Below are 22668 nucleotides of genomic sequence, written 5' to 3'. Positions count from 1 at the left end.
CCGCTGTTCCCCGGTGACGGTTGAGAACTGTAGCAGGCGGCCCGGAGCGGGTGCCAACCCGACCCCCGCACCGGCGCGTCGATGCCGATCCCGACCGGCACAGCCGGATCAACCAGGATGAATCACCCAGCAGCCCGCGGCCCGCCGGAGCGGCGCCGGGCCGGCGGCGGGGGCGGGTGGGCGGCTTGTAGCGTCGGCGGCGTGTTGACGCGTACCTGGGACGAGACGATCACCGCGGCCACGCCCCCGGTCGCCGTGGTGACCGATCCCGTCGGCGGGACGCACGTGCTGGTGGCACGGCATGCGCTGGTGCGGGAGGTGCTCGCCGATCCGGTGCGGTTCCGGCCGGACAACGCGCTCGACGCCCTCACCCCGATCCCCGTGTCGGCGCTGCGGATTCTCGCCCGGCACGGGTTCCGGCTGCCGCCGACGCTTGCCAACAACGGCGGGGCCAGCCATCCGGGGATTCGGGAGATCACCGCGGCGGCGCTGCACCCGGACCGGGTCGCGGCGGCGCGGCCGTGGCTGGACGACGTTGTTGCCCGGCGGGTGGCGGGGCTGCGGGCGCGGCTGCGGGCCGGGGACGCCGTCGACCTGTACGCCGAGCTGGCCGCCGACCTGCCGCTGCTCGTGCTGAGCCGGCTGATCGAGCTGCCCGCCTCCGACGTCGCCGTGGTGAAGGAGTTCTCCCGGGCGGCGCTGGAGCTGTTCTGGGCGCCGCTGGACCGGGGGCGGCAGGAGGAGCTGGCCGCGGTCGTCGGGCGGTACCACGGGGTGCTGCGCGGGTTCGCCGCCGAGGGCGGCGGGATGGTCGGGCGGATCCGGGAGTTCGCCGGCAGCGTCGACGTGGCCGTGGGGGCCCTTTTCTTCCTGCTGGTCGCCGGGCAGGAGACGACGTCGCAGTTTCTCACCCTGCTGCTGCACCGGCTGGCCGGCGAGCCCGACGTGCTGGCCGCCGTCGAGGACGGGCGGGTGGCCGTGGACGCCGTCGTCGAGGAGGGGCTGCGGCTCGTGCCGCCGATCACCACCTGGCGGCGGGTGACCGGTGTCGACACCGAGCTGGGCGGGGTGGCGGTGCCGCGGGGTACGTCCGTGGTGCTGTGGCTGGCCGCGGCCGGGTCGGACCCGGAGGTGGTGGCCGAGCCGGGGGCGTTCCGGCCGGGGCAGCGGGGGTCGCGGCGGCACCTGGCGTTCGGGGCGGGGGCGCACCGGTGCGTGGGGGCGCAGCTCGCCCGGATGGAGGCCGGGGTGGTCGTCGGGCGGGCGGCGGGGCTGCTGCGGGACGCGGCCGTGCGGCGGGCGCCCTGGTGCCCGGACAACCTGTCCTTCCGGATGCCGGACGCCCTCGTCGTCGCCCGCTGACTCCCCGCGAGCGCCCGCGAGCAGCGCGGGTCAGGCGTCGGACTCGGCCCAGGTGCGCCAGTCGTCCAGCAGACCGTACAGGGCCGGCGTCAGCCACTCGGGGGCCGAGCGGGCGAACACGCCGGGCTCGATCGCGCCCGCGCCGTCGGGCAGGACGCCCAGCAGGTTCTGCGGGATCAGCTCGCCGACGTTCGTCCAGTGAACCAGCTCCGGCGCCGCCGGCCACGCGCCGACCACCACCCCGGCGGTCACCCCGCGGCGGTCCAGGGCCTCCAGCGTCAGCGCGGTGTGGTTGAGCGTGCCGAGGCCGGCGCGGGCCACCACGACCGCGCGGGCGTCCAGCGTCACGGCGAGGTCGGCCAGGGTCCAGGGCTGGCCGGACGGGCGCAGGCCCATCGGTACCAGCAGCCCGCCCGCCCCCTCGACCAGCGTGAGGTCGTGTCGGCCGGCGATGTCGCGCAGCTCGTCCACGACCGCGTACAGCTCCAGCGGCGGGCGCTCGCTCACCCGCGCCGCGGTCAGCGGGGCGAGCGGGTCGGGGTAGTCGGCGAGGGTGCGGACGGTCGCCGGGGCGCTCAGCCGCGCGATGGTGTCGGCGTCGCCGGGGGAGCCGTCCGCCGTACCGCTCTGGGCTGGTTTGACGACCGCGACCCGCAGGCCGGCCGCCCCGGCCGCGGCGGCGATGGCGGCGGTGGCGACGGTCTTGCCGACGCCGGTGTCGGTGCCGGTGACCAGGACCGGGCCGCGCCACTCCTCGCCGGTCACGCGAGCACCGCCGCGATCGTGTCGAGGGCCGCGTCGAAGTCGGCGGCGGGGATGCCGACGTTGACGGTCAGCCGCAGCCGGGAGACGTGGTCGGGGGTCGACGGGGGGCGGAAGACGCCGACGGCGACGCCCTTCTCCCGGCAGGTCGCGGCCCACGCGACGGCCGCGTCGGGGCTCGGCGCGGCGACCGAGACGACGCCGCCGGCCGGTTCGCGGACGGTGGCGCCGGCGGCGCGCAGGACGGCGGCGGCGCGGGCGGCGCGGCGGCGCAGTTCGGCGCGGCGGTCGTCGGCGGCGATGGCCAGGTCGAGGGCGGCGGCGACGCCGGCGGCGACGGCGGGGGGTGGGGCGGTGTCGTAGATGAACGTGCGGCCGGTGTCGACCAGGTGCCGGCGCAGCGCGGCCGGGCCGGCGATCACGCCGCCGGCGCCGCCGAGGGCCTTGGACAGCGTGCCGGTGCGGACCACGTCCGGCTCGGCGGCCAGCCCGGCGGCGGCGACCGCGCCGGCGCCGGCGGGGCCGAGCACGCCGAGGGCGTGCGCCTCGTCGACGAGCAGCAGCGCGCCGGCGGCCCGGGTGACCGCGTGCAGGGCGGGCAGCGGGGCGAGGTCGCCGTCCACCGAGAAGAGCGACTCGGTGAGGACGACGGCCGGGCGGCCGGGGTGGGCGGCGAGCGCCGCGGCGACGGCGGCGGGGTCGGCGTGCGGGACGGTGATCGTCTCCGCGCCGGCCAGCTTGCAGCCGTCGTGCAGGGAGGCGTGGTTGTGCGCGTCGTTGACCAGCAGGGTGCGCGGGCGGGTCAGGGCGCGGACGGCGCCGAGGTTGGCCAGGTACCCCGACGAGTACGTGAGCGCGACGTCGGCGCGCAGCCAGGCGGCGAGCCGGTCGTCGAGGTCGGCGTGGGCGGCGGTGCTGCCGCGGACGAGGCGGGAGCCGGTGGCGCCGAGCCCGTACGCGGCGAGGGCCGCGGCCGCGGCGGCGGTGACCGCGGGGTGGGCGGCCAGGCCGAGGTAGTCGTTGCCGGCCAGGTCGACGGCCGGGTCGCCGGGCGGGCGGGCGGCGAGGCCGCGGGCCAGGCCGGCCCGGGCGCGCAGGTCGGCGCGCCGGTCGAGGGTGGCCAGCCAGGCGGCCGGGTCGGGCGGGCGAGCGTCCCTGTGCTGCGGCACCGTGTCCTCCGAAGCCTGCCGTCCCGCGGGGTCCGCCCCGCTGGGCGGGCGCGCGCCGGGCGGGCGCGCGGGTGGCCCGGCGGCGGTGGCGGCGGCGCCGCGGGCCGCTTGTAGGGTACGACCCATGCCCGACATCCTCGACCGCGCCCGCGCGCGGGTGCTGGAGTCCGGCGCCGGTCTCGACGAGGCCGGCGTGCTGGAGATCCTGCGCCTGCCGGACGACCGGCTCCCCGCCGCCCTGCAGCTCGCCCACGAGGTACGGATGCGCTGGTGCGGCCCGGAGGTCGAGGTCGAGGGCATCGTCTCGCTGAAGACCGGCGGCTGCCCGGAGGACTGCCACTTCTGCTCGCAGTCGGGGCTTTTCTCCTCCCCGGTACGGGCGGTGTGGCTGGACATCCCGTCGCTGGTCAAGGCGGCCAAGCAGACGGCGGCGACCGGGGCGACGGAGTTCTGCATCGTGGCCGCGGTCCGCGGGCCGGACGCCCGGCTGATGAAGCAGCTCCGCGCCGGTGTCGAGGCGATCCGCGCCGAGGTCGACATCCAGGTGGCGGCCAGCCTGGGGATGCTCACGCAGGAGCAGGTCGACGACATGGTCGACATGGGCATCCACCGGTACAACCACAACCTCGAGACGTCCCGGTCGTACTTCCCGAACGTCGTCACCACCCACTCCTGGGAGGAGCGGTGGGGCACGCTGCGGATGGTCCGCGAGTCCGGCATGGAGGTCTGCTGCGGCGGCATCCTGGGCCTCGGCGAGACGCTGGAGCAGCGGGCGGAGTTCGCCGCGCAGCTCGCCGAGTTGCAGCCGCACGAGGTGCCGCTGAACTTCCTCAACCCGCGGCCGGGCACGCCGCTGGGCGACCGCGAGGTGGTCGACCCCAAGGACGCGCTGCGGGCGATCGCGGCGTTCCGGCTGGCGCTGCCGCACACGATCCTGCGGTACGCGGGCGGGCGGGAGATCACGCTCGGGGACCTCGGCACGCGCGAGGGGCTGCTGGGCGGCATCAACGCCGTCATCGTCGGCAACTACCTGACCACGCTGGGCCGGCCGGCGACCGCGGACCTGGACCTGCTCGTGGACCTCAGCATGCCGGTGAAAGCCCTCTCGGCGACCCTCTAGGCGGCGCGATGACGACGGGGATCCAGTGGTGCGACCGGTGCGGCGACGGCGTGGCCGGCGCCGACCACGCGGCCTGCGCGGCGGCGCGGGGGTTGGAGCCGCCGCGGTACTGCGGGTACTGCCGGCGGCGGATGAGGGTGCAGGTACTCCCCGCGGGGTGGTCGGCAACCTGCGTTGCGCATGGGGAAACTAGTAACTCTGGGTGATTGTTGCCGGCGTTATGTCTGGTTTCGCTGCGTACGGGTCCGTCGGTCGGTTCGGCTGTCCGTTTAGTGGCGTACCAACGTGATGCGTCCGTCGTTGAACCGTCTCGGTCGCGGTCCCGCATACCGGGCGGCCCGGACAGTTCCCCGGCGGACGAGTTGCGCAAGTCACTCCTCGCTACCTAGAGTGACGTGGTCTGGTGCGGGCGCGAGGGGCGAAAGGTCCTACCGCTGGGGTACCCCGGGTGCCCGCACCGACAACCCTCCCCTGGCCGCGTTCCGTGCGGGATCAGCGGCGAGGGTCCCAGCGAGGCTGCCAGCCGACCAGTCGAGCGATCCCGACCTCCCAAGCGTAGAAACGCGGACGGGCAGAGTAAAAGAGCCCCAACCGACCAGGGCAGGAAGAGCGGTTCGCACCGTGCTGCGGGAGTTGCTTTCAGGAGCTCACGCGCGGGACACCCAGCAAGACCTTATGAGTTGGATGCATCACTTCGACCAGGTCAAAACCAGTGATCTGTGCGATCACCTCGATGCTCGGTCGACTCTTGTCGACAAGCATTTCGACAGTCAACGTACCGCCTGTCGGAAGCCGGAAAGGCATCACACGCAATTCGTGCCGACGACTGATGTGCTCGGCGGCATCGCCTGTCCCTTGGCTGGGATCGATACGCAACCGGCGGGCTCAGCAATCCGAGGACGATCGGGTTGCCAGCAAAGTCGTCCCGCGTCACTTCAATGGGTGATTTATTCACCAAGCAGAAACCGCAGAAGCAACATGATGAATCAGGCCCCGAAGGTACTGCCCATCGCACCGCTTTCAGAAGATTGGCGGATTCCCGCTTCACTACTCCGTGACGCGTCAGCTTTGGCAGTACGTGACCCAGAGGCGGTTGGCGCCGTTCTCGTCGGCGTACTGACCGGTGTCCTTGAGCGCGGGGATGGGTGCAGCGAAGCGGCCGTCACGGTCGGTGGTGGCAGAGGCCAGTTCGAGCCGATCGCGTCGTTGTCCTGCTCCGCCGCGATCTGCATCTCCGGGCTCGGGTCCAACGCGAAGGCCAGTGGTACGTCGGGCACGGGGGTACCGCTCTCATCGACCAGGACGCCATTGAGAGTGAACGCTGCGGACGTACGAGCTGGGTCGTCGCTGGTCGTCAGCTTCGAGGGCATCGACTGCTGCACCAGCACCCGACCGCCACCAGGGGTTCTGCCCGTCGCGGATACCGGTACGGCCGACGCCACCAGTCCTACAGCCAACACGGATACGCAACCGAGCCGGACCCGCGTGTGTTTCTCACCTTGTCTCCCACCTCCATGAGCTGTACTGATGTACTTGCGGGATGCTAGGCATCGGTGGTCGACGAAACAAACCGTCAGCTACCCGACAGTAGGTCACTCCACGTAGTGTGGATCGTCCAGCGTGGACTAATTCAGGCGGCTAGCGCCTGAGTGGGTGAAGCGAGCAAGCCAAGATGTTCAGGGATGCCAGCGTCTCGGTACTCCCGTCGCGACACTGGTGCATTCTTCCGGTGCGTCCATCATCCGATTCGGAACATAGGCCGTCAAGGTCAATATTTGTCAACCTGCTTCGTTTGTCATTTTCCCCGCTATGCCCGTTGTGAATATGTGGTGGTGGCTATTCATGATCGGATCGGGCACCGGTTTCCTGCCCGGCTTCCGAAATCAGAGGGTCGGTGGTGTCCGGCATTCGGCGGTTCCACATTGGCGTTGCGGCCGGAGCGGAGCAGCGCTGACCACTGGTGACGTGCTGCTCCATCGGAGGCGGCCGGGTCAGGTCAGGCGGCGCAGCAGCGTGCTGACCCGGCCCGGGTCGAACCGGATCGACGCGTGCGCCGCGCCCACCCACTCGCGCAGCTCCGCGTGCCGCGGGTGCGCCGGGTCGGCCAGCGCCACCCGGAACTCCGCGTACCCCGACGGGCCGCCCACGTCCTCCGGCGGGCAGGCGTGCTCGCCGGCGACGCAGAGCGGGTACCGCTCCCCCGGCGCCGCCTCGAGCACGTCCTCCACCCGGATGTCGTGCTGCCACCAGTCGCCGAAGTCGTACGTGTAGCTCAGCCGGTCGCCCTTGCCGACGACGGCGTCGAGCCGGGTGTCCAGCTCGTCGGCCTGCTGGAGCAGCTCGTCGGGGTCCGGCGGGCCGTACTGGCGGCCGTCGGCCTCGAACGAGTGCAGGTGGCAGTCCTGCCAGCCCATCGCGTACTGCAGGACGCGGTGGACCCGGTCGAGGGTGTAGCCGCCCGGCACCAGCACCCGGCGCCAGACGAGCGGCGTCGTATCGGTCAGGGAAACCTTGAGTTGGAGGATTCGTCGCGGCATGGTGCCCAACCTTGACCCATCGCCCCGCCTCCTGCCTAGGCTTTGCACATGATCTGTCTGGCGTGTCGTCCGGCCGGGGCCCGGCGCGGCGAGCGGTGCCGCCCGCCCGGCGCGGCCCGCGACCTGCCCGCGGGCCGGTGCGGCGCATGACCCGCGCGGCCACCGTGCGGCGCGGCGCGTGATCTGCCCCGCGTGCCGGGAGGACCGGCACGGCGAGTGTCGCGGCGGGAGCTGGTGCGACTGCCAGCACCGGCCGCCCGAGCCGACGCCGCCGGCCACCGGGGCACCCGGTGACTGACCCGATCCGCCGGGGTCCCGGTGACCGAGCCGAACCGCCGGGAGGCACAGTGCCGGAGCCCGTCCGCCGGGGCGCAGGGACCGAGTCGAACGCCGGCGCACGGTGACCGAGCCGATCCGCCGCCTCTGGCCGGCGCCCGACCCCGATCCGCTCGACGACGACGCCCTGGCCGCCGCGTACGCCGAGCCACCCGGCCCCTGGCTGCGGGTCAACTTCGTCAGCAGCCTGGACGGCGCGGTGGAGGTCGACGGGTACTCGGCGCCGCTGTCCGGCCCCGCCGACAAGCGGATCTTCGGGCTGCTCCGGATGCGCGCCGACGCGGTCCTGGTGGGCGCCGGGACGCTGCGGCACGAGGGGTACCGGGCGCTGCGGCTGGACGAGCGCCGCCGGGCCCGGCGGGAGGCGGACGGGCGGCCGCCGTACCCGACGCTGGTCGTCGTCTCCCGCTCGCTGGACCTGGACCCGGACCTCGCGGCGTTCGCCGACGCGCCGGTCCGGCCGGTCGTGCTGACGGCGGCGGCCGCGCCGGCCGCGCGGCGGGCGGCGCTCGCGCCGGTCGCCGACGTGCTGGACTGCGGCGACGCCGACGTCGACCCGGCGGCGGGCCTGGCGGCGCTGCGGGCGCGCGGCCTGGTCCGGCTGCTCAGCGAGGGCGGGCCGCACCTGCTCGGCGCGCTGACCGCCGCGGACCTGGTCGACGAGCTGTGCCTGACGGTAGCGCCGCTGCTGGCGGGGGCGGGCGCGGGGCGGATCACGGCCGGCCCGGCCGCGCCGCCGGCGCCGGTCCGGCTGCCGCTGCGCGGGATCCTGGCCGCGGGCGACACCCTGTTCCTCCGCCACGCCCGCACCACCCCGCCCGCCTGACCCGGCCCACGCGACCGGCCGCCCGTTCGCGGGTGCCGTCGCCGGTGCCGCCGCCACCCGCCGCGGCGCCCGCGGAGTGTTCCCGCGACGCCGGGGGCCGGCCCGCTCCCCCGCGACCGTACGGCGACCGGTCGGTTGCCGTACGGAATCGGCCGGCTCGCCGGGGGCGGGCGGCGGCGGGATGTCGGGGGCGTACGGCACCATGGCTCACGTGGTGGATGAGGCGAGCGGGGCCGGCGGGGCCGGCGGGGCGGCGGTCGGGCGGGTGCTCGGCACCGCCGACGCGACCCCGCTGACCTTCTGGACCGCGGTGGCGCCGGGCGCATATTTGCAGCTCGACGACGTGGTGACGACCGTGCGCGAGCTGCCCGGCCGGGATCCGGTGACGATCGCCGGGGTGGTCACGGCGGTGCGGGCGCGGCACGAGGGGGCGCAGTTCGACTCGGACGTGTTCGCCATCGCCGCCGGCACGCTGCCGGCTCAGGTGCAGGAGGCGGCCGAGATCACCACCACCCGGATCGACCCGGAGGTGTACGTCCCGCCGGCGCCGGGCGCCCCGGTGGCCCGGGCGACGGGCTCGGCCCGGGACGCGGCGCTGCACTTCGACCGGATGAGCCGGGCGATCCCGATCGGCTCGGGCCGGGACGGGCAGCCGGCGTACCTGAACGCCGACTTCCTGGACGGCCAGCGCGGCGCACACGTGTCCATCTCGGGCATCTCGGGCGTGGCGACGAAGACGAGCTTCGCGACGTTCCTGCTGTACTCGGTGTTCCGGTCGGGGGTGCTCGGCGCCGACGGGGTGAACGCCAAGGCGCTGATCTTCAACGTCAAGGGCGAGGACCTGCTGTTCCTCGACCACCCCAACACCAGGCTGACGCCGGAGACCGTCCGGGCGTACACGGCGCTCGGGCTGCCGGCGGGGCCGTTCCCGGACGTGCGGGTGTACGCGCCGCCGCGGGCCGGCGACGCCACCGGCACGCCGGACGTGTCCAGCCGGACGAGCGGGGTGGACAGCTTCTACTGGACGCTGGCGGAGTTCTGTGCCGGGCGGCTGCTGCCGTACGTGTTCGCCGACGCCGACGACGAGCGCCAGCAGTACACGATGGTCGTGCACGCGGTGACCGCGCAGCTCGCCCGGCTGGCCACCCCGGCCGACGGCGGGATCAGCCTGGACGGGGTGCGGCTGGGCGGGTACGAGGCGCTGGTGGACCACCTGGTCGACCGGTTGTCCGACGAGGAGACCCGGTCGTCGTGGACGGGCTCGGCGGTGTCGCTGGGTACGGTCAACGCCTTCGCCCGCCGGCTCATCGCCAGCAAGCGGGACCTGGCCCGGCTGATCCGCGGCGACCTGGCCGCCCGCCGCCCGCACGAGATCAACACGACCGAGGGCGCGCAGGTGACAGTGGTCGACCTGCACAACCTGCCGGACCGGGCGCAGCGGTTCGTCGTCGGCGTGACGCTGAAAACGGAGTTCGAGCGCAAGGAGCGGGCGGGCACGGCCAAGCCGCTGCTGTTCGTCGTCCTGGACGAGCTGAACAAGTACGCCCCCCGCGACGGCTCCTCCCCGATCAAGGAGGTGCTGCTGGACATCGCCGAGCGCGGCCGGTCCATGGGCGTGGTCCTGGTCGGCGCCCAGCAGACGGCCAGCGAGGTGGAGCGGCGGATCGTCACCAACTCGGCCGTCCGGGTCGTCGGCCGGCTCGACCCGGCGGAGGCGTCCCGGCCGGAGTACGGGTTCCTGCCGCCGACCGCCCGGCAGCGGGTGCTGCTGGCCCGGCCCGGCACGATGTTCGTCAACCAGCCCGACATCCCGGTGCCGCTGTGCCTGGAGTTCCCGTTCCCGGCCTGGGCCACCCGGCACGCCGAGGCCGGCACGCCGCCCGCGGCGTCGCTGCGCTCGGTCACCCAGCGGGCCGACCCGTTCGCCGTCGTCGGCAACGGCGCCACCGCGATCAGCGACGACGAGATCCCGTTCTGATGCGCATCCTGCACACCTCCGACTGGCACGTCGGCAAGGTCCTCAAGGGGCAGCAGCGGCTGGCCGAGCACATCGCCGTGCTCGCCGACGTCGTGGCCATCGCCCGCCGCGAGCGGCCCGACCTGATCATCGTGGCCGGCGACCTGTACGACACGGCGGCCCCGACGCCGGACGCCACCCGGGTGGTGACCCGCGCGCTGACCGCGCTGCGGGCCACCGGCGCGGCCGTGGTCGCGATCGGCGGCAACCACGACAACGGCGCCGCGCTCGACGCGCTGCGGCCGTGGGCCGACGCCGCCGGGATCGCGCTGCGCGGCACGGTCCGGGACAGCCCCGCCGAGCACATCGTCGCCGGCCGCACGGCCGGCGGCGAGGCGTGGCGGCTGGTGGCGCTGCCGTTCCTGTCCCAGCGGTACGCCGTGCGGGCCGCCGAGATGTACGAGCTGACCGCCGCCGAGGCGCAGCAGACGTACGCCGACCACGTGGGCCGGCTCGTCGCCGCGCTCGCCGACGACGCCCCCGACACCGTGCACCTGATGACCGCGCACCTGACGGTGGCCGGGGCGACGATGGGCGGCGGCGAGCGGGAGGCGCACTGCGTGCTCGGGTACGCCGTGCCGGCCACGATCTTCCCGGCGAGCACCCACTACGTCGCGCTCGGGCACCTGCACCGGGCGCAGTCGGTGCCGGGGCCGTGCCCGGTGCGGTACTGCGGCAGCCCGCTCGCCGTCGACTTCGGCGAGGAGGAGAACACGCCGTCGGTGGCGCTGGTCGAGGTCACCGCGACGACGCCGGCGAAGGTGACGGACGTGCCGATCCCGTCCGCCGTACCGCTGCGGACCGTCCGCGGCACCCTCGCCGAGCTGGCCGACGTCGACGCCGCCGGGGCGTGGCTGCGGGTCGTGGTGCGCGAGGCGCCGCGGGCCGGGCTGCGCGAGGAGGTGCAGGAGCTGCTGCCCCGGGCGCTGGAGATCCGGATCGACCCGGACCTGCTGCCGACGCCGGGCGGGGCGGCCCGGCCGTCCCGGGTCGGGCGGTCGCCGGCCGAGCTGTTCGCCGACTACCTGACCGCCCGCGGGCACGCCGACGACGACGGGGTGCGGGAGCTGTTCGACCGGGTCCACGACGAGGTGTGCGCGTGAGGCCGCTGCGGCTGGACCTGGCCGGATTCACGGTGTTCCGGGACGAGACCACTGTCGACTTCACCGACGCCGACTTCTTCGCCCTGGTCGGGCCGACCGGGTCGGGCAAGTCCACGGTGCTCGACGCGATCTGCTTCGCCCTGTACGGGACCGTGCCGCGCTGGGGCGACCGGCGCGCGGTCGGCAACGCGCTCGCCCCGTCGGCCACCGAGGCCCGGGTGCGGCTGTGCTTCGAGGCGGCCGGCAGCCGGTACGTGGCCAGCCGGGTGGTGCGCCGCGACGGCAAGGGGCGGGTCACCACCGCGCACGCCGGGCTGGAACTGCTGCCGGTCGGGTTCGACCCGGCCGCCCTCGACGACGGGCTCACACCGGCCGACCTCGGCGAGGTGCTGGCCGGTACGCCCGGCGAGATGGACGACGCGGTGCAGGCGGCGGTCGGGCTGCCGTACGACCAGTTCACCCGGTGCGTGGTGCTGCCGCAGGGCGAGTTCGCCGAGTTCCTGCACGCCAAGCCGGCCACCCGGCAGAAGATGCTGGTCAACCTGCTCGGACTCGAGGTGTACGAGCGGATCCGGGTGCGCGCCGCGGGCCTGGCCGCGGAGGCGGAGGCGAAGCTCGGCGCGGTCGACCAGGTGCTCGCCGGCGGCCGTACGGTCGACGACGACGCCCTGGCCGCGGCCCGCGAGCGGGTGGGCGCGGCGACCGGCCTCGCGGCGGCGGTCGGCGCGGCGCTGCCGCGGCTGACCGCGGCGCAGCGGGAGGTGACCGCGGCCGCCGACGCGCTCGCCGCGCTGGACCGGGAGCTGGCCGCGCTGGCCGCGGTCCGGACGCCGGCCGGCGCCGTCGAGGTGGCCGCGGCGGTCGCCGCCGCCCGGGCCGACCTGGCCGCCGCGGACGAGCGGGTGGCCGCGGCCGAGCGGGACGAGGACGCCGCCCGCGCGGCCCTGGACGCCGCCGGCGACGAGGCGGCGCTGCGCCGGCTGCTCGACGCCCACGGCGAGCACGCCGCGCTGACCGCGCAGCTCACCGCGGCCGACGGCGAGCTGACCGCGGGCGAGGCCGCCGCGGGCGCCGCCGAGGCCGCGCTGGCCGCCGCCCGGGCCGCCGCGGCCGGCGCGGCGGTGGCGTTGGAGGACGCGCGCGAGGCGTACCAGCGGGCGCAGACCGCCGACCGGGCGACCGCGCTGCGCCGGGGCCTGGCCGCCGGCGACGACTGCCCGGTCTGCGCGCAGCCGGTGGCGACCGTGCCGGTACTGCCGGACGGGTCCGCCGTGGCCGCGGCCGAGGCGGCCGGCAAGCGGGCCCGGGCCGCGGCGGACGAGGCCGACGCGGCCGCGGCCGGCCGGGACCGGGCCGCGCGCGAGGCGGAGCAGCGGGTGGCCCGGCTGCGGGCCGCGCACGAGCAGCGCCGCGGCGACCTGGACCGGCTCGCGGCCCGGCTCGCCGGCGCCCCGCCGCCGGCCGAGCTGACCGCCGCGCTCGACGCGCTGGGCGCGCACCGGCGGCGGCAGGCCGCGGCCGGCGCCGCGGTGCGCGCGGCCCGGGCGGCCCGGCGGGACGCCGACGCCGCCGCCGGGCGCGCAACCGGGCGGCTGGGCGCGGCGTGGCGGGAGTTCGACGCCGCCCGCGACGCCGTCGCCGCGTACGGGCCGCCGCCGGCCGACCGGGACGACCCCGCCGCCGCCTGGGCCGCCCTCGCCGACTGGGCCGCGGGCGCGGCCGGCGCGCGCCGGGACGCCCGCCCGGCCGCGGGGGCCGACGTGGACCGGGCCCGGGCCGCGGCCGGCGTGGTCGTCGAGGAGCTGGCCGCGCTGTTCGTCGCCGCCGACGTCGAGGTCGGCGAGGACCCGGCCACCGCCGCGACCGTCGCCGTCGAGCGGGCGGAGGCGGAGCTGCGCCGCCTGGTCGAGCTGCGCGAGCAGACCGCCGCGCTGTACGCCCAGCGGGCCGGGCACGAGCGGGCCGGGCACGTGGCCAAGGCGCTGGCCAACCACCTGCGGGCCAACAACTTCGAGCGGTGGCTGCTGGCCGAGGCGCTGGACCTGCTGGTCGACGGGGCGTCCGGGATCCTGCGGCAGCTCACCGACGGGCAGTACACGCTCGTGCACGACAAGGGCGACTTCTTCGTCGTGGACCAGTACGACGCCGGGCTGCGCCGGGCCGTCCGGACGCTGTCCGGCGGGGAGACGTTCCAGGCGTCGCTGGCGCTGGCGCTGGCGCTGTCCGAGCAGCTCGCCGGCCTGTCCTCGACCGGGGCCAGCCTGGAGTCGATCATCCTGGACGAGGGGTTCGGCACGCTCGACGCGGCCACCCTGGACACCGTCGCGGCGACGCTCGAGTCGCTCGCCGCGCGCGGCGACCGGATGGTCGGCGTGGTCACCCACGTCGCGGGGCTCGCGGCCCGGGTGCCGGTGCGGTACGAGGTGCGCAAGGACGCCCGGTCGGCCCGGGTCGAGCGGGTGGGGTTCTGACGTGACCTGGTTCGTGGACCCGTGGAGCCCGAGTCACGGGGCAAGCTTCCAGGCCGACGGCGCGCCGTCCACCAGATCCGATGCCGGCGTCGACTCTGACGTTGAACTGCCGGTCGGAGCGTGGACAGCTCGACCGAGACCAATCGGCGTCCGCGAACCGGACGTTGTGCTACTGGTGGACGGCGTCCGCCGCATCGACGCGACGCTGTGGACAGCCGAACCCGACGGTGATTCGTATCCCGGCCTGGCGGCGTCATATGCCGCCGGGGTGGTGCGCTGTGACCTTCGCGCAGGCGCGGCCGCCGTGGTCGGCAGCGCGGTGCGGCGCGGCGTATTCACCGGCAGCCCAACGGCGGGACCGCTGGTGACCGCGCACGGGTCGTACGAGCTGCATCGAACGAAAAAGCGCGAGCTTGATCAACTCCCAGCCGCTGTTCAGGCGTCACTGAGCGCGCTGGAGATCAAGGTGTCGGCGGAGGTCGAACAGGACGCGGATCTCCTCGTCGTGGACGGCAAGCTGGGCGGGCGAGATTCAGCGAAAACGCTTGGATACGTCAAGACCCAACAGGCCAACTACCTGAATGCCGCAGGCACAGCGGTAGTCGCTGGGCTGGCACCGGGTGAGCGAACGCCCATCTTCCGGATCGGCGACCCGTGGCCGAGCCTCAGCTGGTACCTGCGGCTGCCGGGGCCGCGCGGCGGGCCGTGGGCGGGGATCGTCCGGGTGGAGTGCGCGGCCTCGCTGCCGGTACCGGTGGCGGTCGGGCTGGCGGACCTGTCGCAGGTGACGCTGCCGCTGTTCGCGTCGACGGCGTACAAGGATCCGCGGGCGCCGCAGAACCTGACGCCGATCGCGGGGTTGGAGCGGCGGCTGCGCGGGCTGCTCGGGGACGGGCGGCTGCTGCACCGGGCGATGTCCGCGGCCCGCTGACGGTCGCGGTTCGGGTCGGCGCGGTGGCGTTCGGCCGGCGTGACGTTCGGCGGGCGGGCGTTGGCAGACTGGCGGGGTGATGCTTCTGCTGCTGCACGGGATGGGCGGGAACGCCGCCGTCTGGGCCGACTGGGCGCCGCTGCTGGACCGCGAGTGGCCGGGCGCGTGGCGCGCGGTCGACCTGCCGGGCCACGGCGCCGCCCCGCCGCTGGACCGGTACACCTTCGCCGGGATGGCCGCGGCCGTGGCCGCCGACCTGGACCCGGCCGCGGAGTACGCCGTCCTCGGCCACTCCCTCGGCGGCGTGGTCGGGCTGGCGCTCGCCGGCGGCGACCACGGCGTCACCGTGCGCCGGGTGGTCGGGCTCGGGATCAAGGCCGAGTGGACGGAGCAGGAGCTGGCCGGGGCGGCGGGGCTGGCCGCGCGGCCGGTGCGCTGGTACGACGACCGGGGCGGGGCCGCGCAGCGGTTCCTGCGGGTCGCCGGGCTGGCCGGGCTCGTGGGCGCGGAGCATCCGGCGGTGGCGGCGGGGCTGCGCGAGTCGGCGGGGCGGTGGCGGCTGGCGATGGACCCGGCGGCGTTCGGCGTCGGGGCGCCGGACATGCGCGGGCTGCTGGCGTCGAGCACGGCCCCGGTGGTGCTGGCGCGCGGGGCCGGGGACGCGATGGTGAGCGACGCGCAGTTGGCGGCGCTGGACCCCGCCGCGGTGACCCTGCCGGGCCTCGGCCACAACGCCCACGTCGAGTCCCCCGCCGACACGCTCCGCCTGCTCTCCCCCTGACCCCACCGGCGCGGCTTCGGCGGTGTCGGGGGCGGGTGGGAGAGTGGGGGTGTGAGCGCGCGGATTCTTGCCGTACCCGAGGGGTATCGGTTGTCGGCGTCGCTCGGCGGGCTCACCTTCAGCCGGCACGACCCGTGTGCCCGTTTTGTCAACGGGGTGCTCTGGTGGGCCGCCCGTACGCCGGCCGGGCCCGGCACCCTCGCCCTGAGCCGTACCGGCGACCGCCTCACCGCCACCGGGTACGGCGCCGGCGGGGGCTGGCTCGCCGACCGGGCCGACGCGATCGCCGGGCTACGCGACGACGTGGCCGGGTTCGGGGCGGTGGCGGCGGGGCATCCGCTGGTCCGGGAGCTGGCGCACCGGCACCGGGCCGTGCGGCTGCCCGCCACCGGGCTGGTCTTCCCGCGGCTGCTGCGGGCCGTGCTGGAGCAGAGGGTGACGGGCAAGGAGGCGTACCGGGCGTACGCGGCGACGGTCCGGCACTTCGGCGAGCCCGCGCCGGGACCGGTGCCGCTGCTGCTGCCGCCGGACCCGGCCGCGGTGGCGGCGGCGCCGTACTGGACATTCCACCGGTTCGGCGTCGAGCAGCGGCGGGCGACCACCCTGCTGCGCGCGGCGGTGGCCGCGGCGGCGGTGCAGCGCAGCGCCGACGCCGCCGCGGCCGGGGCGCGGCTGCGGGCGATCCCCGGCGTGGGGGCGTGGACGGTGGCCGAGGTGCTGCACACGGTGTACGGGGACGCGGACGCCGTCAGCGTCGGCGACTACCACCTGAAGAACATCGTGGCCTGGTCGCTGGCCGGCGAGCCGCGCGGCACCGACGAGCGGATGCTGGAGCTGCTGGCGCCGTTCGCCGGGCACCGGGGGCGAGTGTGCGGGCTGCTGCTGCGGTCCGGCGGCGCGCCGCGGTACGGGCCGCGCGCCCCGATCCGCTCCTTCGCCCGCTTCTGACGGGCCGCCGACTCCGCCCGCAGCCGCTCCGCCCGCGACCGCTCCGCCCGCCGCAGGCAACGGGGCGGCGGCGCGGCCGCGGTCAGAGGTTCAGCACCTCGGCGATGGAGAAGTCGACCGGGCGGTCGAGCTGGTCGTACGTGCACGACTCCGGCGTCCGGTCCGGGCGCCAGCGGACGAACTGGGTCGTGTGCCGGAACCGGGGACCCTCCAGGTAGTCGTACTTGACCTCCACCACCCGCTCCGGCCGCAGCGGCGTGAACGACAGGTCCTTGCCGGCGTTCCACCGGCTCGTCTCGTTCTTGCGCGGGGTGCGCTCGCCGCGCTCGTGGGCGGACCGGTCCCACGGGTGCCCGGCGAAGTCGGTGACGAGCGGTTGCAGTTCGGCGTACAGCGCGCGGCGGGTGGCCATCGGGAAGGCGCCGACGACGCCGACGCTGTTCAGCGTGTCCCCGTCGTACAGGCCGAGCAGCAGCGAGCCGATCGCGTCGTCGGCGGACTTGTGCACCCGGTACCCGGCGAGCACGCAGTCCGCGGTCCGGGTGTGCTTGATCTTGGTCATGACCCGCTTGTCCGGCTCGTACCGCAGGTCCGGCCGCTTGGCGATGAGCCCGTCGAGGCCGGCCCCCTCGTACTGTTCGAACCACTGCCGGGCCTCGGCCAGATCGCGGGTCAGCGGGGTGAGGTGGATCGGCGGGCCGGCGGGCGCGAGCGCCGCCGCGAGCCGCTCGCGGCGCTGCGCGAACGGCGCGCCGGTGAGGTCCTCGTCGCCGAGCGCGAGCAGGTCGAACGCCACGAACGCCACCGGGGTCTGCTCGGCCAGCAGGTTCACCCGGCTGGCCGCGGGGTGGATGCGCTGCTGGAGCGCCTCGAAGTCGAGCCGGTTGCGCGCGGTGTCGGCGATGACGATCTCGCCGTCGATGACCGCGCGGGGCGGGAAGTGCTCCCGGACGGCGGCGACCAGCTCCGGGAAGTACCGGGTCATCGGCTTCTCGTTGCGGCTGCCGATCTCGACCTCGTCGCCGTCCCGGAAAATGATCGAGCGGAAGCCGTCCCACTTGGGCTCGTAGCAGTGGTCCGGCGGGATGTCGGCGGCGGTCTTCGCCAGCATGGGCCGGACCGGCGGGCGTACGGGCAGGGTCACGTGATCATTGTGCGCCGCGGGCGCCACCGGGCGGGCCCGGTTCGGCGGCGATTCCCTCGACGATCCGCTGGATCTCGCGCAGCCGGTGCTTGATCTCCTCCTGCTCCTCGTGCCGGAACGCGTCGGTGTCGACGATCAGCTTGCTGGCGAAGTGCGCGGTGATCAGCGGGATCACCAGCAGCACCATGCCGGAGATGAGCACGCCGGCGAGGATGCGGCCGCCGACGGTCACCGGGTACGAGTCTCCATAGCCGACGGTCGACGCCGTGACCACGGCCCACCACAGCGAGTCGCCGAAGCTCTTGCCCTCCAGCACGCTGAACAGCCCGCCGCTGACGACGAGCAGGACGAGGTAGAAGCCGAGCAGCTTGCCGGGCGAGTTCGCCACTCGGACGAGCAGCCCGTACAGGGTGCGCGCGGGCCAGGTGAGGAACGAGATGATCATACGTCGGACGCTAGTACGGCCGGCCGGCGCGCGGCGGCGATCCCGACAGGTGGTCGCGCGCGATACCGCTGGTCAGCGCGGGGTGGCCGCTGGTCAACGGGGTGGCCGCTGGTCAGCGCGGGGTGGGCGCGGCGTGCGCCCAGAGGTACTCGACGTGGGCGAGGTACCGGTCGAACGGGCGGCCAGGGTCCCGCGCAGGCGCGGCACCTCGGTCCACAGGAAGTAGGACGTGCAGCCGGCGCACCGGATCCGCCGGCGGGCGCCCTCGATCAGCTCGCGCCGGACGGCGCGGGGCGGCTCCGAGCGGTACGGGTGGACGGCGACGACCTCCCGTACCGGCCCGCGGATCGCCGATCGCCGCAGCATGCGTTCCCCCTCCCCCGGTCCTACGGGCGCGCGCCCTCCCCCGCGTCCGCCGCCGGCCAGACGTGGGTGGCCTGTTCGGCGGCCGCGTGCCGGGCCAGCGCGGCCGCGTCGCCGCCCGCGCACAGCACGATCGTCGCCCCCACCGACAGCGGCGCCAGCAGCCACCGGACCGGGTGCTCGTTGGCCGCGTCGTCCGCGTCGATCAGCACCCGGTCGCCGGCCCGCAGGCCGCCCGCCGTCGCCAGCTCCCGGGCCAGCTCGCCCCACTGCCGGTGGGTGGTGCCGTCCGGGCTGGCCGCCGCGCCCGCCGGCAGCGTCGGCCGCGGGGCCGCGGCGGCGTCCCGGTCGCGGATCGCGGCCGCGAAGTCCCAGTACCCCGGCGGCACGTCGGCGACCGGGCCGTCCGGGCCGACGACGAAGCGGTGCCGGCCGGGCGGTACCTCCTCCAGCCAGCTCCGCAGCCGGGCCGGCGAGACGAACACCGCGTCGGCGTGCGCGGCCGCGGCCAGTCCGGCGGTGGCCCACTGTCGGTACTCGACGGCCGCGCCGGTCGCCCAGCAGCCGAGCAGGACGGCGGCGCTGCGCCAGTGCGGCGGGAGCAGGACCGCGCACCGGCTGCCCGGCCCGACGCCGCAGTCGTCGCGCAGCAGCACGGCCGTCCGGGCGGCGGCGTCGGCGAGCGCGTCGGCGGTCAGCGCGGTGCGCTCGCCGCGGGCGTCGTCGAGGTACGTCAGGACCGGCGGCGCGCCGGGCGGCGGGTCCGCGAGCAGGAGCGGTACGTCCGCGGTGCCGCCGGTCCGGGCCTCGTCCATGCCGGCCATGCTAGCCGCGCCGGGGCCACCCGCCGCGGGCCGCGCCGACCAGGTTCGGCCCGACCGCCCAGAGCAGCGCCATGACCGGCCACATCGCCCATGCGCGCGCCGTCGCGGTACCGTCGAGCAGGGGCAGGAGCTGCCCGTACGGCGTGAGCAGGTCCCGGACGCCGTGCAGCGGCGCGGCGAGCCCGAGCAGCGCCCACACCCCGATCGGCAGCAGCGTCGCGGCGCAGGCGGCGACCGGCGAGCGCAGCAGCAGCCCGCAGCCGGTGCCGACGAGCTGCGCGACGACCTGCCCGGGTACGCCGGCCAATCCGATCGCGACGGCCGCGCGCCACGGGTCGGCGACCGGGCCGGGCGGGGCCAGCGCGAGCGCCGCGGCGGTGAACAGCGCGCCGGCGAGCGCGACCGCGGCCGCGTACAGCACGGCGGCGGCGAGGACGGCGCGCAGCGGGCCCGGGTCGCGCTCGCGGGCGAGCCGGGCGCCGTCGCGGGCGAGCAGGACGCCGAGGAACGGCAGCGGTACCGACATGAGTTGCTGGACCGGGCCGGCGATGCCGGCGAAGCTGCGCAGGCCGGGGTCCGCCGGCACCGCGGCGGCCGCCAGGGCGCCGAGCCCGAGGGTGATCGCCAGCAGCCAGCGCCGGGGCCGGCTGTCGACCGCGCGCCCCAGCGCCCACCGCACCCCGCCGACGACCCCCGCGTCCCCTGCCACGGCCCGCCACCCTAGCGGAGCACCCGGCGGCGTGGTCGGGTGCGGCTCGGCTGGACCCGTCAGGCAGGCCGAGCACGGCTCGGCTGGACCCGTCAGGCAGGCCGAGCACGGCTCGGCTGGACCCGTCAGGCAGGCCGAGCACGGCTCGGCTGGACCCGTTTGGGCTCGCCGGGCATCTTCGGGTAGTCCGGCGGGTACGGCAGGTCCCCGCTGCCCGACCCCGCGTCCCGCTCCGACCACTCCAGCACCGGCGTCAGGTCGTGCGCGACGTCGTCGATCCCGGCGTGCGGGTCGCCGGCGGCCACCCGCGGCGGGACCGTGCGCAGGTCGAAGTCGTCCGGCGTGGCCGCGGTCAGCTCGTCCCAGGTGACCGGGGTGGAGACGGTGGCGCGGGCGTTGGCGCGCAGGGAGTACGCGCAGGCGATCGTCCGGTCCCGGGCCATCTGGTTGTAGTCGACGAAGACCTTCGCGCCGCGCTCCTCCTTCCACCACTTCGTGGTGACGAGGTCGGGGCGGCGCCGCTCGATGGCCCGGGCCATGGCGATGGCGGCGCGGCGGACCTCGACGAAGGTCCACCGGGGCGCGAGCCGCACGTACACGTGGACGCCGCGGCCGCCCGAGGTCTTCGGGTACCCGACCCAGCCCAGCTCGTCCAGGATCGCCCGCAGCTCGCCGGCGACCGCGACGGCGTCGGCGTAGTCGGTGCCGGGCTGCGGGTCGAGGTCGATGCGCAGCTCGTCGGGCCGGTCCACGTCCGCCGAGCGGACCGGCCACGGGTGGAACACGATCGTGCCCATCTGCGCCGCCCAGGCGACGTGCGCGAGGTCGGCGGGGCACAGCTCGTCGGCGGTCCGGCCGCTCGGGAACGCGATCCGGCAGGTCTCGATCCACGGCGGGACGCCCTTGGCCGGCACACGCTTCTGGAAGAACATCTCGCCGCCGACGCCGTCCGGGAAGCGCTGGAGCATGGTGGGCCGGTGCCGCAGCGCGCGCAGGATGCCGTCACCCACCGCGAGGTAGTACGCGAACACGTCCCGCTTGGTGAAGCCGCGGTCCGGGAAGACGAGCTTGTCCGGGCTGCTCAGCCGGACGTCCCGGCCGGCGACCTCGATGACCTCCGCGGGTGTCGCCCCCATGGCGGTGACACTACGTCACCCGCCACGGGGGCGGGGGTGGGAACGGCTCAGCGCCGGCGCCGGGCCGCGACCCGCAGCAGGACGCCGCCGGCCGCCAGGACACCGCCGGCGGCGGCGGCGATGGCGATCGGCGTACCGGTGACGGGCAGCTCGCCCGCACTGACGCCGCTGGGCGTCTCGCCGGCGCTGACGCCGCAGCACGACGCACTCGGCGGCGCGGTGGTCGCCGCGGGCGGCGGCGTGGTGGCCGGCGGGGTGCTCGGCGGCGGGGTGGTCGGGTAGCCGGGGTAGTTGCCGCGGCCCGGGCGGCCGCCGCTGTGGGCGGGTGGCGCGTCGGTGGCGGTCGGGGCGGGCGTCGCGGCCGGGTCGTTGGCGACCGGTGCGGGCACGAGGTTCGGCTGGGCGGATGCCGAGCCGAGCCCGGCCAGCGGGGACAGAAGTACCGCGGCCGCGCCCGCGACCGTGAGCGCGGCGATACGCACGCGACTGGACATGAGCATTCCCGTCATTTCATTCTGGAACAGGCGGATGCGTGGGCGCCGATGCCGGACACCGACGATAAACCGGCGGAACGGACATCGCTCCACGACGGCTTCATTGGTGCGCAACGACATTCCTCATCATTCGGACATTGACCCTCGCGGGTGATTCACGATCGGGGCGCCTACCGTGGGGTGATGAGCACACCAGCGGAATTCGGGATCGACGGCGGCGGGGCGCTGCCGGCCGACGAGGAGCAGTGGCGGGTCCGGCTCGACCCGGAGGAGTTCCGGGTCCTGCGCGGGGGCGGCACCGAGCGGCCGTTCACCGGCGAGTTCGTCGAGCACAAGGTGATCGGGGCGTACCACTGCCGGGGCTGCGGACAGGAGCTGTTCACCAGCGGGACGAAGTTCGACTCCGGCTGCGGCTGGCCGAGCTTCGCCGCGGCCGAGCCGGACCGGGTCCGGCTGCTGGAGGACCGGTCGCACGGAATGGTGCGCACCGAGGTCCGCTGCGCCCGCTGCGACTCCCACCTCGGGCACGTCTTCTACGGCGAGGGGTTCACGCCGGAGAATGCGCGGTACTGCATCAACAGCATTTGCCTGACGTTTTCCCCGGCGGAGTGAAGCGGGGCCGAACCCCGGTTCCCCGGCGTTCGGCCCCGCCATCATGGCGCGCGGGTCGCGGTCAGGCGCTGATCCGCATCCGGGCGATGTTGTCGTTGTGCGACTCGCCCGGGTCACCGACCGGACCGTAGAAGGTCTTGGCGACACCCTCGCGGTTGTACGCGACCACCTTGCGGCACTCACCGAGCGGCCGCCACGAGCTGATGTTGCGCGACAGCTCGTCGCCAGGCGCCACGTTGAAGCCCTCGACGGTGCACGTATCGCCCCAGATGGTGGTGCGCGGGCCCGCCCAGTAGGGGTTGTAGTACAACTCGATCAGCGCGGCGGCGCGCCGGGCGGCCGCGGCGTCGGTGCCGCAGACCTCGGTGACGGCCAGGTGACGGGCGTTGCCCGCGGCCGGCACCGCCAGCAGCTCACAGTCGCCGCCGGCAGGTGCGGCGCTCGCCGGTACGGCCGGCGCGGCCACGGCGAGTGCCGCGACGCCCAGCGCGATTCCGATCATCCTCATCACGATGTTCCCCGTTTCTCATCGGTATGGGTCGTGCTCGTTCCCGCGGAGTGAACGGGGCCGGACGCCG

At 75.5% G+C, this 22668-nt stretch carries 22 protein-coding genes; 11 read left to right on the top strand and 11 right to left on the bottom strand.

Annotated features, from left to right (window positions below):
• Positions 1 to 117: 117 nt before the first annotated feature.
• On the top strand, positions 118 to 1362 hold the full coding sequence (locus tag IEY94_RS02620) for a cytochrome P450 (protein WP_189168368.1): 1245 nt from the start codon (positions 118 to 120) through the stop codon (positions 1360 to 1362).
• 30 nt (positions 1363 to 1392) lie between these two features.
• On the opposite strand, the gene bioD is transcribed toward IEY94_RS02620, so the two are convergent.
• Positions 1393 to 2127: a dethiobiotin synthase gene (gene bioD, locus IEY94_RS02615; RefSeq protein WP_189168367.1), complete on the bottom strand. Its 735-nt coding sequence runs from the start codon at positions 2125 to 2127 to the stop codon at positions 1393 to 1395.
• The gene (locus IEY94_RS02610; protein WP_229783251.1) at positions 2124 to 3293 is read right to left on the bottom strand and encodes an aminotransferase class I/II-fold pyridoxal phosphate-dependent enzyme; all 1170 of its coding nucleotides are present in this window, start codon (positions 3291 to 3293) and stop codon (positions 2124 to 2126) included. Before IEY94_RS02610 ends, bioD begins: the two co-directional genes overlap by 4 nt.
• Before the next feature lie 124 nt (positions 3294 to 3417).
• Here IEY94_RS02610 and bioB point away from each other — a divergent pair, with 124 nt between their 5' ends.
• Positions 3418 to 4413: a biotin synthase BioB gene (bioB, locus tag IEY94_RS02605; protein ID WP_189168365.1), complete on the top strand. Its 996-nt coding sequence runs from the start codon at positions 3418 to 3420 to the stop codon at positions 4411 to 4413.
• An 8-nt stretch (positions 4414 to 4421) separates the two neighbouring features.
• A complete protein-coding gene (gene bsaP, locus IEY94_RS02600) occupies positions 4422 to 4619 on the top strand; it encodes a biotin synthase auxiliary protein BsaP (RefSeq protein ID WP_189168364.1) in 198 nt (65 codons plus the stop codon).
• Positions 4620 to 6404: 1785 nt separating this feature from the next.
• Here bsaP and IEY94_RS02595 read toward each other — a convergent pair.
• Positions 6405 to 6950: a plasmid pRiA4b ORF-3 family protein gene (locus IEY94_RS02595; RefSeq protein ID WP_189168363.1), complete on the bottom strand. Its 546-nt coding sequence runs from the start codon at positions 6948 to 6950 to the stop codon at positions 6405 to 6407.
• 400 nt (positions 6951 to 7350) lie between these two features.
• Between IEY94_RS02595 and IEY94_RS02590 the strand changes: the two genes are divergently transcribed.
• The 7 genes from IEY94_RS02590 (at position 7351) to IEY94_RS02560 (ending at position 16363) form a co-directional block, all read left to right on the top strand.
• On the top strand, positions 7351 to 8112 hold the full coding sequence (locus tag IEY94_RS02590) for a dihydrofolate reductase family protein (RefSeq protein ID WP_189168362.1): 762 nt from the start codon (positions 7351 to 7353) through the stop codon (positions 8110 to 8112).
• A gap of 214 nt (positions 8113 to 8326) precedes the next feature.
• Positions 8327 to 10090, top strand: a complete 1764-nt coding sequence (locus IEY94_RS02585; RefSeq protein WP_229783317.1) for an ATP-binding protein — start codon at positions 8327 to 8329, stop codon at positions 10088 to 10090.
• Positions 10090 to 11232: an exonuclease SbcCD subunit D gene (locus tag IEY94_RS02580; protein WP_189168360.1), complete on the top strand. Its 1143-nt coding sequence runs from the start codon at positions 10090 to 10092 to the stop codon at positions 11230 to 11232. The genes IEY94_RS02585 and IEY94_RS02580 overlap by 1 nt, the downstream gene beginning before the upstream one ends.
• Positions 11229 to 13703 carry an AAA family ATPase gene (locus IEY94_RS02575; protein WP_189168359.1) on the top strand — a complete coding sequence of 825 codons (2475 nt, stop codon included), beginning with the start codon at positions 11229 to 11231 and terminating at the stop codon, positions 13701 to 13703. The genes IEY94_RS02580 and IEY94_RS02575 overlap by 4 nt, the downstream gene beginning before the upstream one ends.
• A gap of 1 nt (position 13704) precedes the next feature.
• Positions 13705 to 14634, top strand: a complete 930-nt coding sequence (locus IEY94_RS02570; RefSeq protein WP_189168358.1) for a hypothetical protein — start codon at positions 13705 to 13707, stop codon at positions 14632 to 14634.
• A 79-nt stretch (positions 14635 to 14713) separates the two neighbouring features.
• Positions 14714 to 15415, top strand: a complete 702-nt coding sequence (locus IEY94_RS02565; RefSeq protein WP_189168792.1) for an alpha/beta fold hydrolase — start codon at positions 14714 to 14716, stop codon at positions 15413 to 15415.
• A 51-nt stretch (positions 15416 to 15466) separates the two neighbouring features.
• The gene (locus tag IEY94_RS02560) at positions 15467 to 16363 is read left to right on the top strand and encodes a DNA-3-methyladenine glycosylase family protein (RefSeq protein WP_189168357.1); all 897 of its coding nucleotides are present in this window, start codon (positions 15467 to 15469) and stop codon (positions 16361 to 16363) included.
• Between the two features lie 82 nt (positions 16364 to 16445).
• On the opposite strand, the gene IEY94_RS02555 is transcribed toward IEY94_RS02560, so the two are convergent.
• The 7 genes from IEY94_RS02555 to IEY94_RS02525 all read right to left on the bottom strand — a co-directional run bounded on the left by IEY94_RS02555 (position 16446) and on the right by IEY94_RS02525 (position 21478).
• Positions 16446 to 17507, bottom strand: a complete 1062-nt coding sequence (locus IEY94_RS02555) for an ATP-dependent DNA ligase (protein ID WP_189168356.1) — start codon at positions 17505 to 17507, stop codon at positions 16446 to 16448.
• A 4-nt stretch (positions 17508 to 17511) separates the two neighbouring features.
• On the bottom strand, positions 17512 to 17952 hold the full coding sequence (locus IEY94_RS02550; RefSeq protein ID WP_189168355.1) for a potassium channel family protein: 441 nt from the start codon (positions 17950 to 17952) through the stop codon (positions 17512 to 17514).
• Between the two features lie 93 nt (positions 17953 to 18045).
• On the bottom strand, positions 18046 to 18318 hold the full coding sequence (locus tag IEY94_RS02545) for a hypothetical protein (RefSeq protein WP_189168354.1): 273 nt from the start codon (positions 18316 to 18318) through the stop codon (positions 18046 to 18048).
• 20 nt (positions 18319 to 18338) lie between these two features.
• Positions 18339 to 19130, bottom strand: coding sequence for a TIGR03089 family protein (locus IEY94_RS02540; RefSeq protein ID WP_229783250.1), 792 nt, complete (start codon positions 19128 to 19130; stop codon positions 18339 to 18341).
• 10 nt (positions 19131 to 19140) lie between these two features.
• The gene (locus IEY94_RS02535) at positions 19141 to 19848 is read right to left on the bottom strand and encodes a hypothetical protein (RefSeq protein ID WP_189168353.1); all 708 of its coding nucleotides are present in this window, start codon (positions 19846 to 19848) and stop codon (positions 19141 to 19143) included.
• 125 nt (positions 19849 to 19973) lie between these two features.
• Entirely contained in the window at positions 19974 to 20984 is a 1011-nt protein-coding gene (ligD, locus tag IEY94_RS02530) for a non-homologous end-joining DNA ligase (RefSeq protein ID WP_189168352.1), read from the bottom strand.
• A 47-nt stretch (positions 20985 to 21031) separates the two neighbouring features.
• Positions 21032 to 21478: a hypothetical protein gene (locus tag IEY94_RS02525; protein WP_189168351.1), complete on the bottom strand. Its 447-nt coding sequence runs from the start codon at positions 21476 to 21478 to the stop codon at positions 21032 to 21034.
• A gap of 183 nt (positions 21479 to 21661) precedes the next feature.
• On the opposite strand from IEY94_RS02525, the gene msrB reads away from it, so the two are divergent.
• Positions 21662 to 22090: a peptide-methionine (R)-S-oxide reductase MsrB gene (gene msrB / locus IEY94_RS02520; RefSeq protein ID WP_189168350.1), complete on the top strand. Its 429-nt coding sequence runs from the start codon at positions 21662 to 21664 to the stop codon at positions 22088 to 22090.
• Positions 22091 to 22151: 61 nt separating this feature from the next.
• Here the strand turns inward: msrB and IEY94_RS02515 are convergent, their stop codons facing one another.
• Entirely contained in the window at positions 22152 to 22598 is a 447-nt protein-coding gene (locus IEY94_RS02515) for a hypothetical protein (protein ID WP_189168349.1), read from the bottom strand.
• Positions 22599 to 22668 lie beyond the last annotated feature (70 nt).

Source organism: Pilimelia anulata, from assembly GCF_014647895.1.
GTDB classification, from domain to species: domain Bacteria; phylum Actinomycetota; class Actinomycetes; order Mycobacteriales; family Micromonosporaceae; genus Pilimelia; species Pilimelia anulata.
This window is presented reverse-complemented; position numbering and strand designations above follow the sequence as displayed.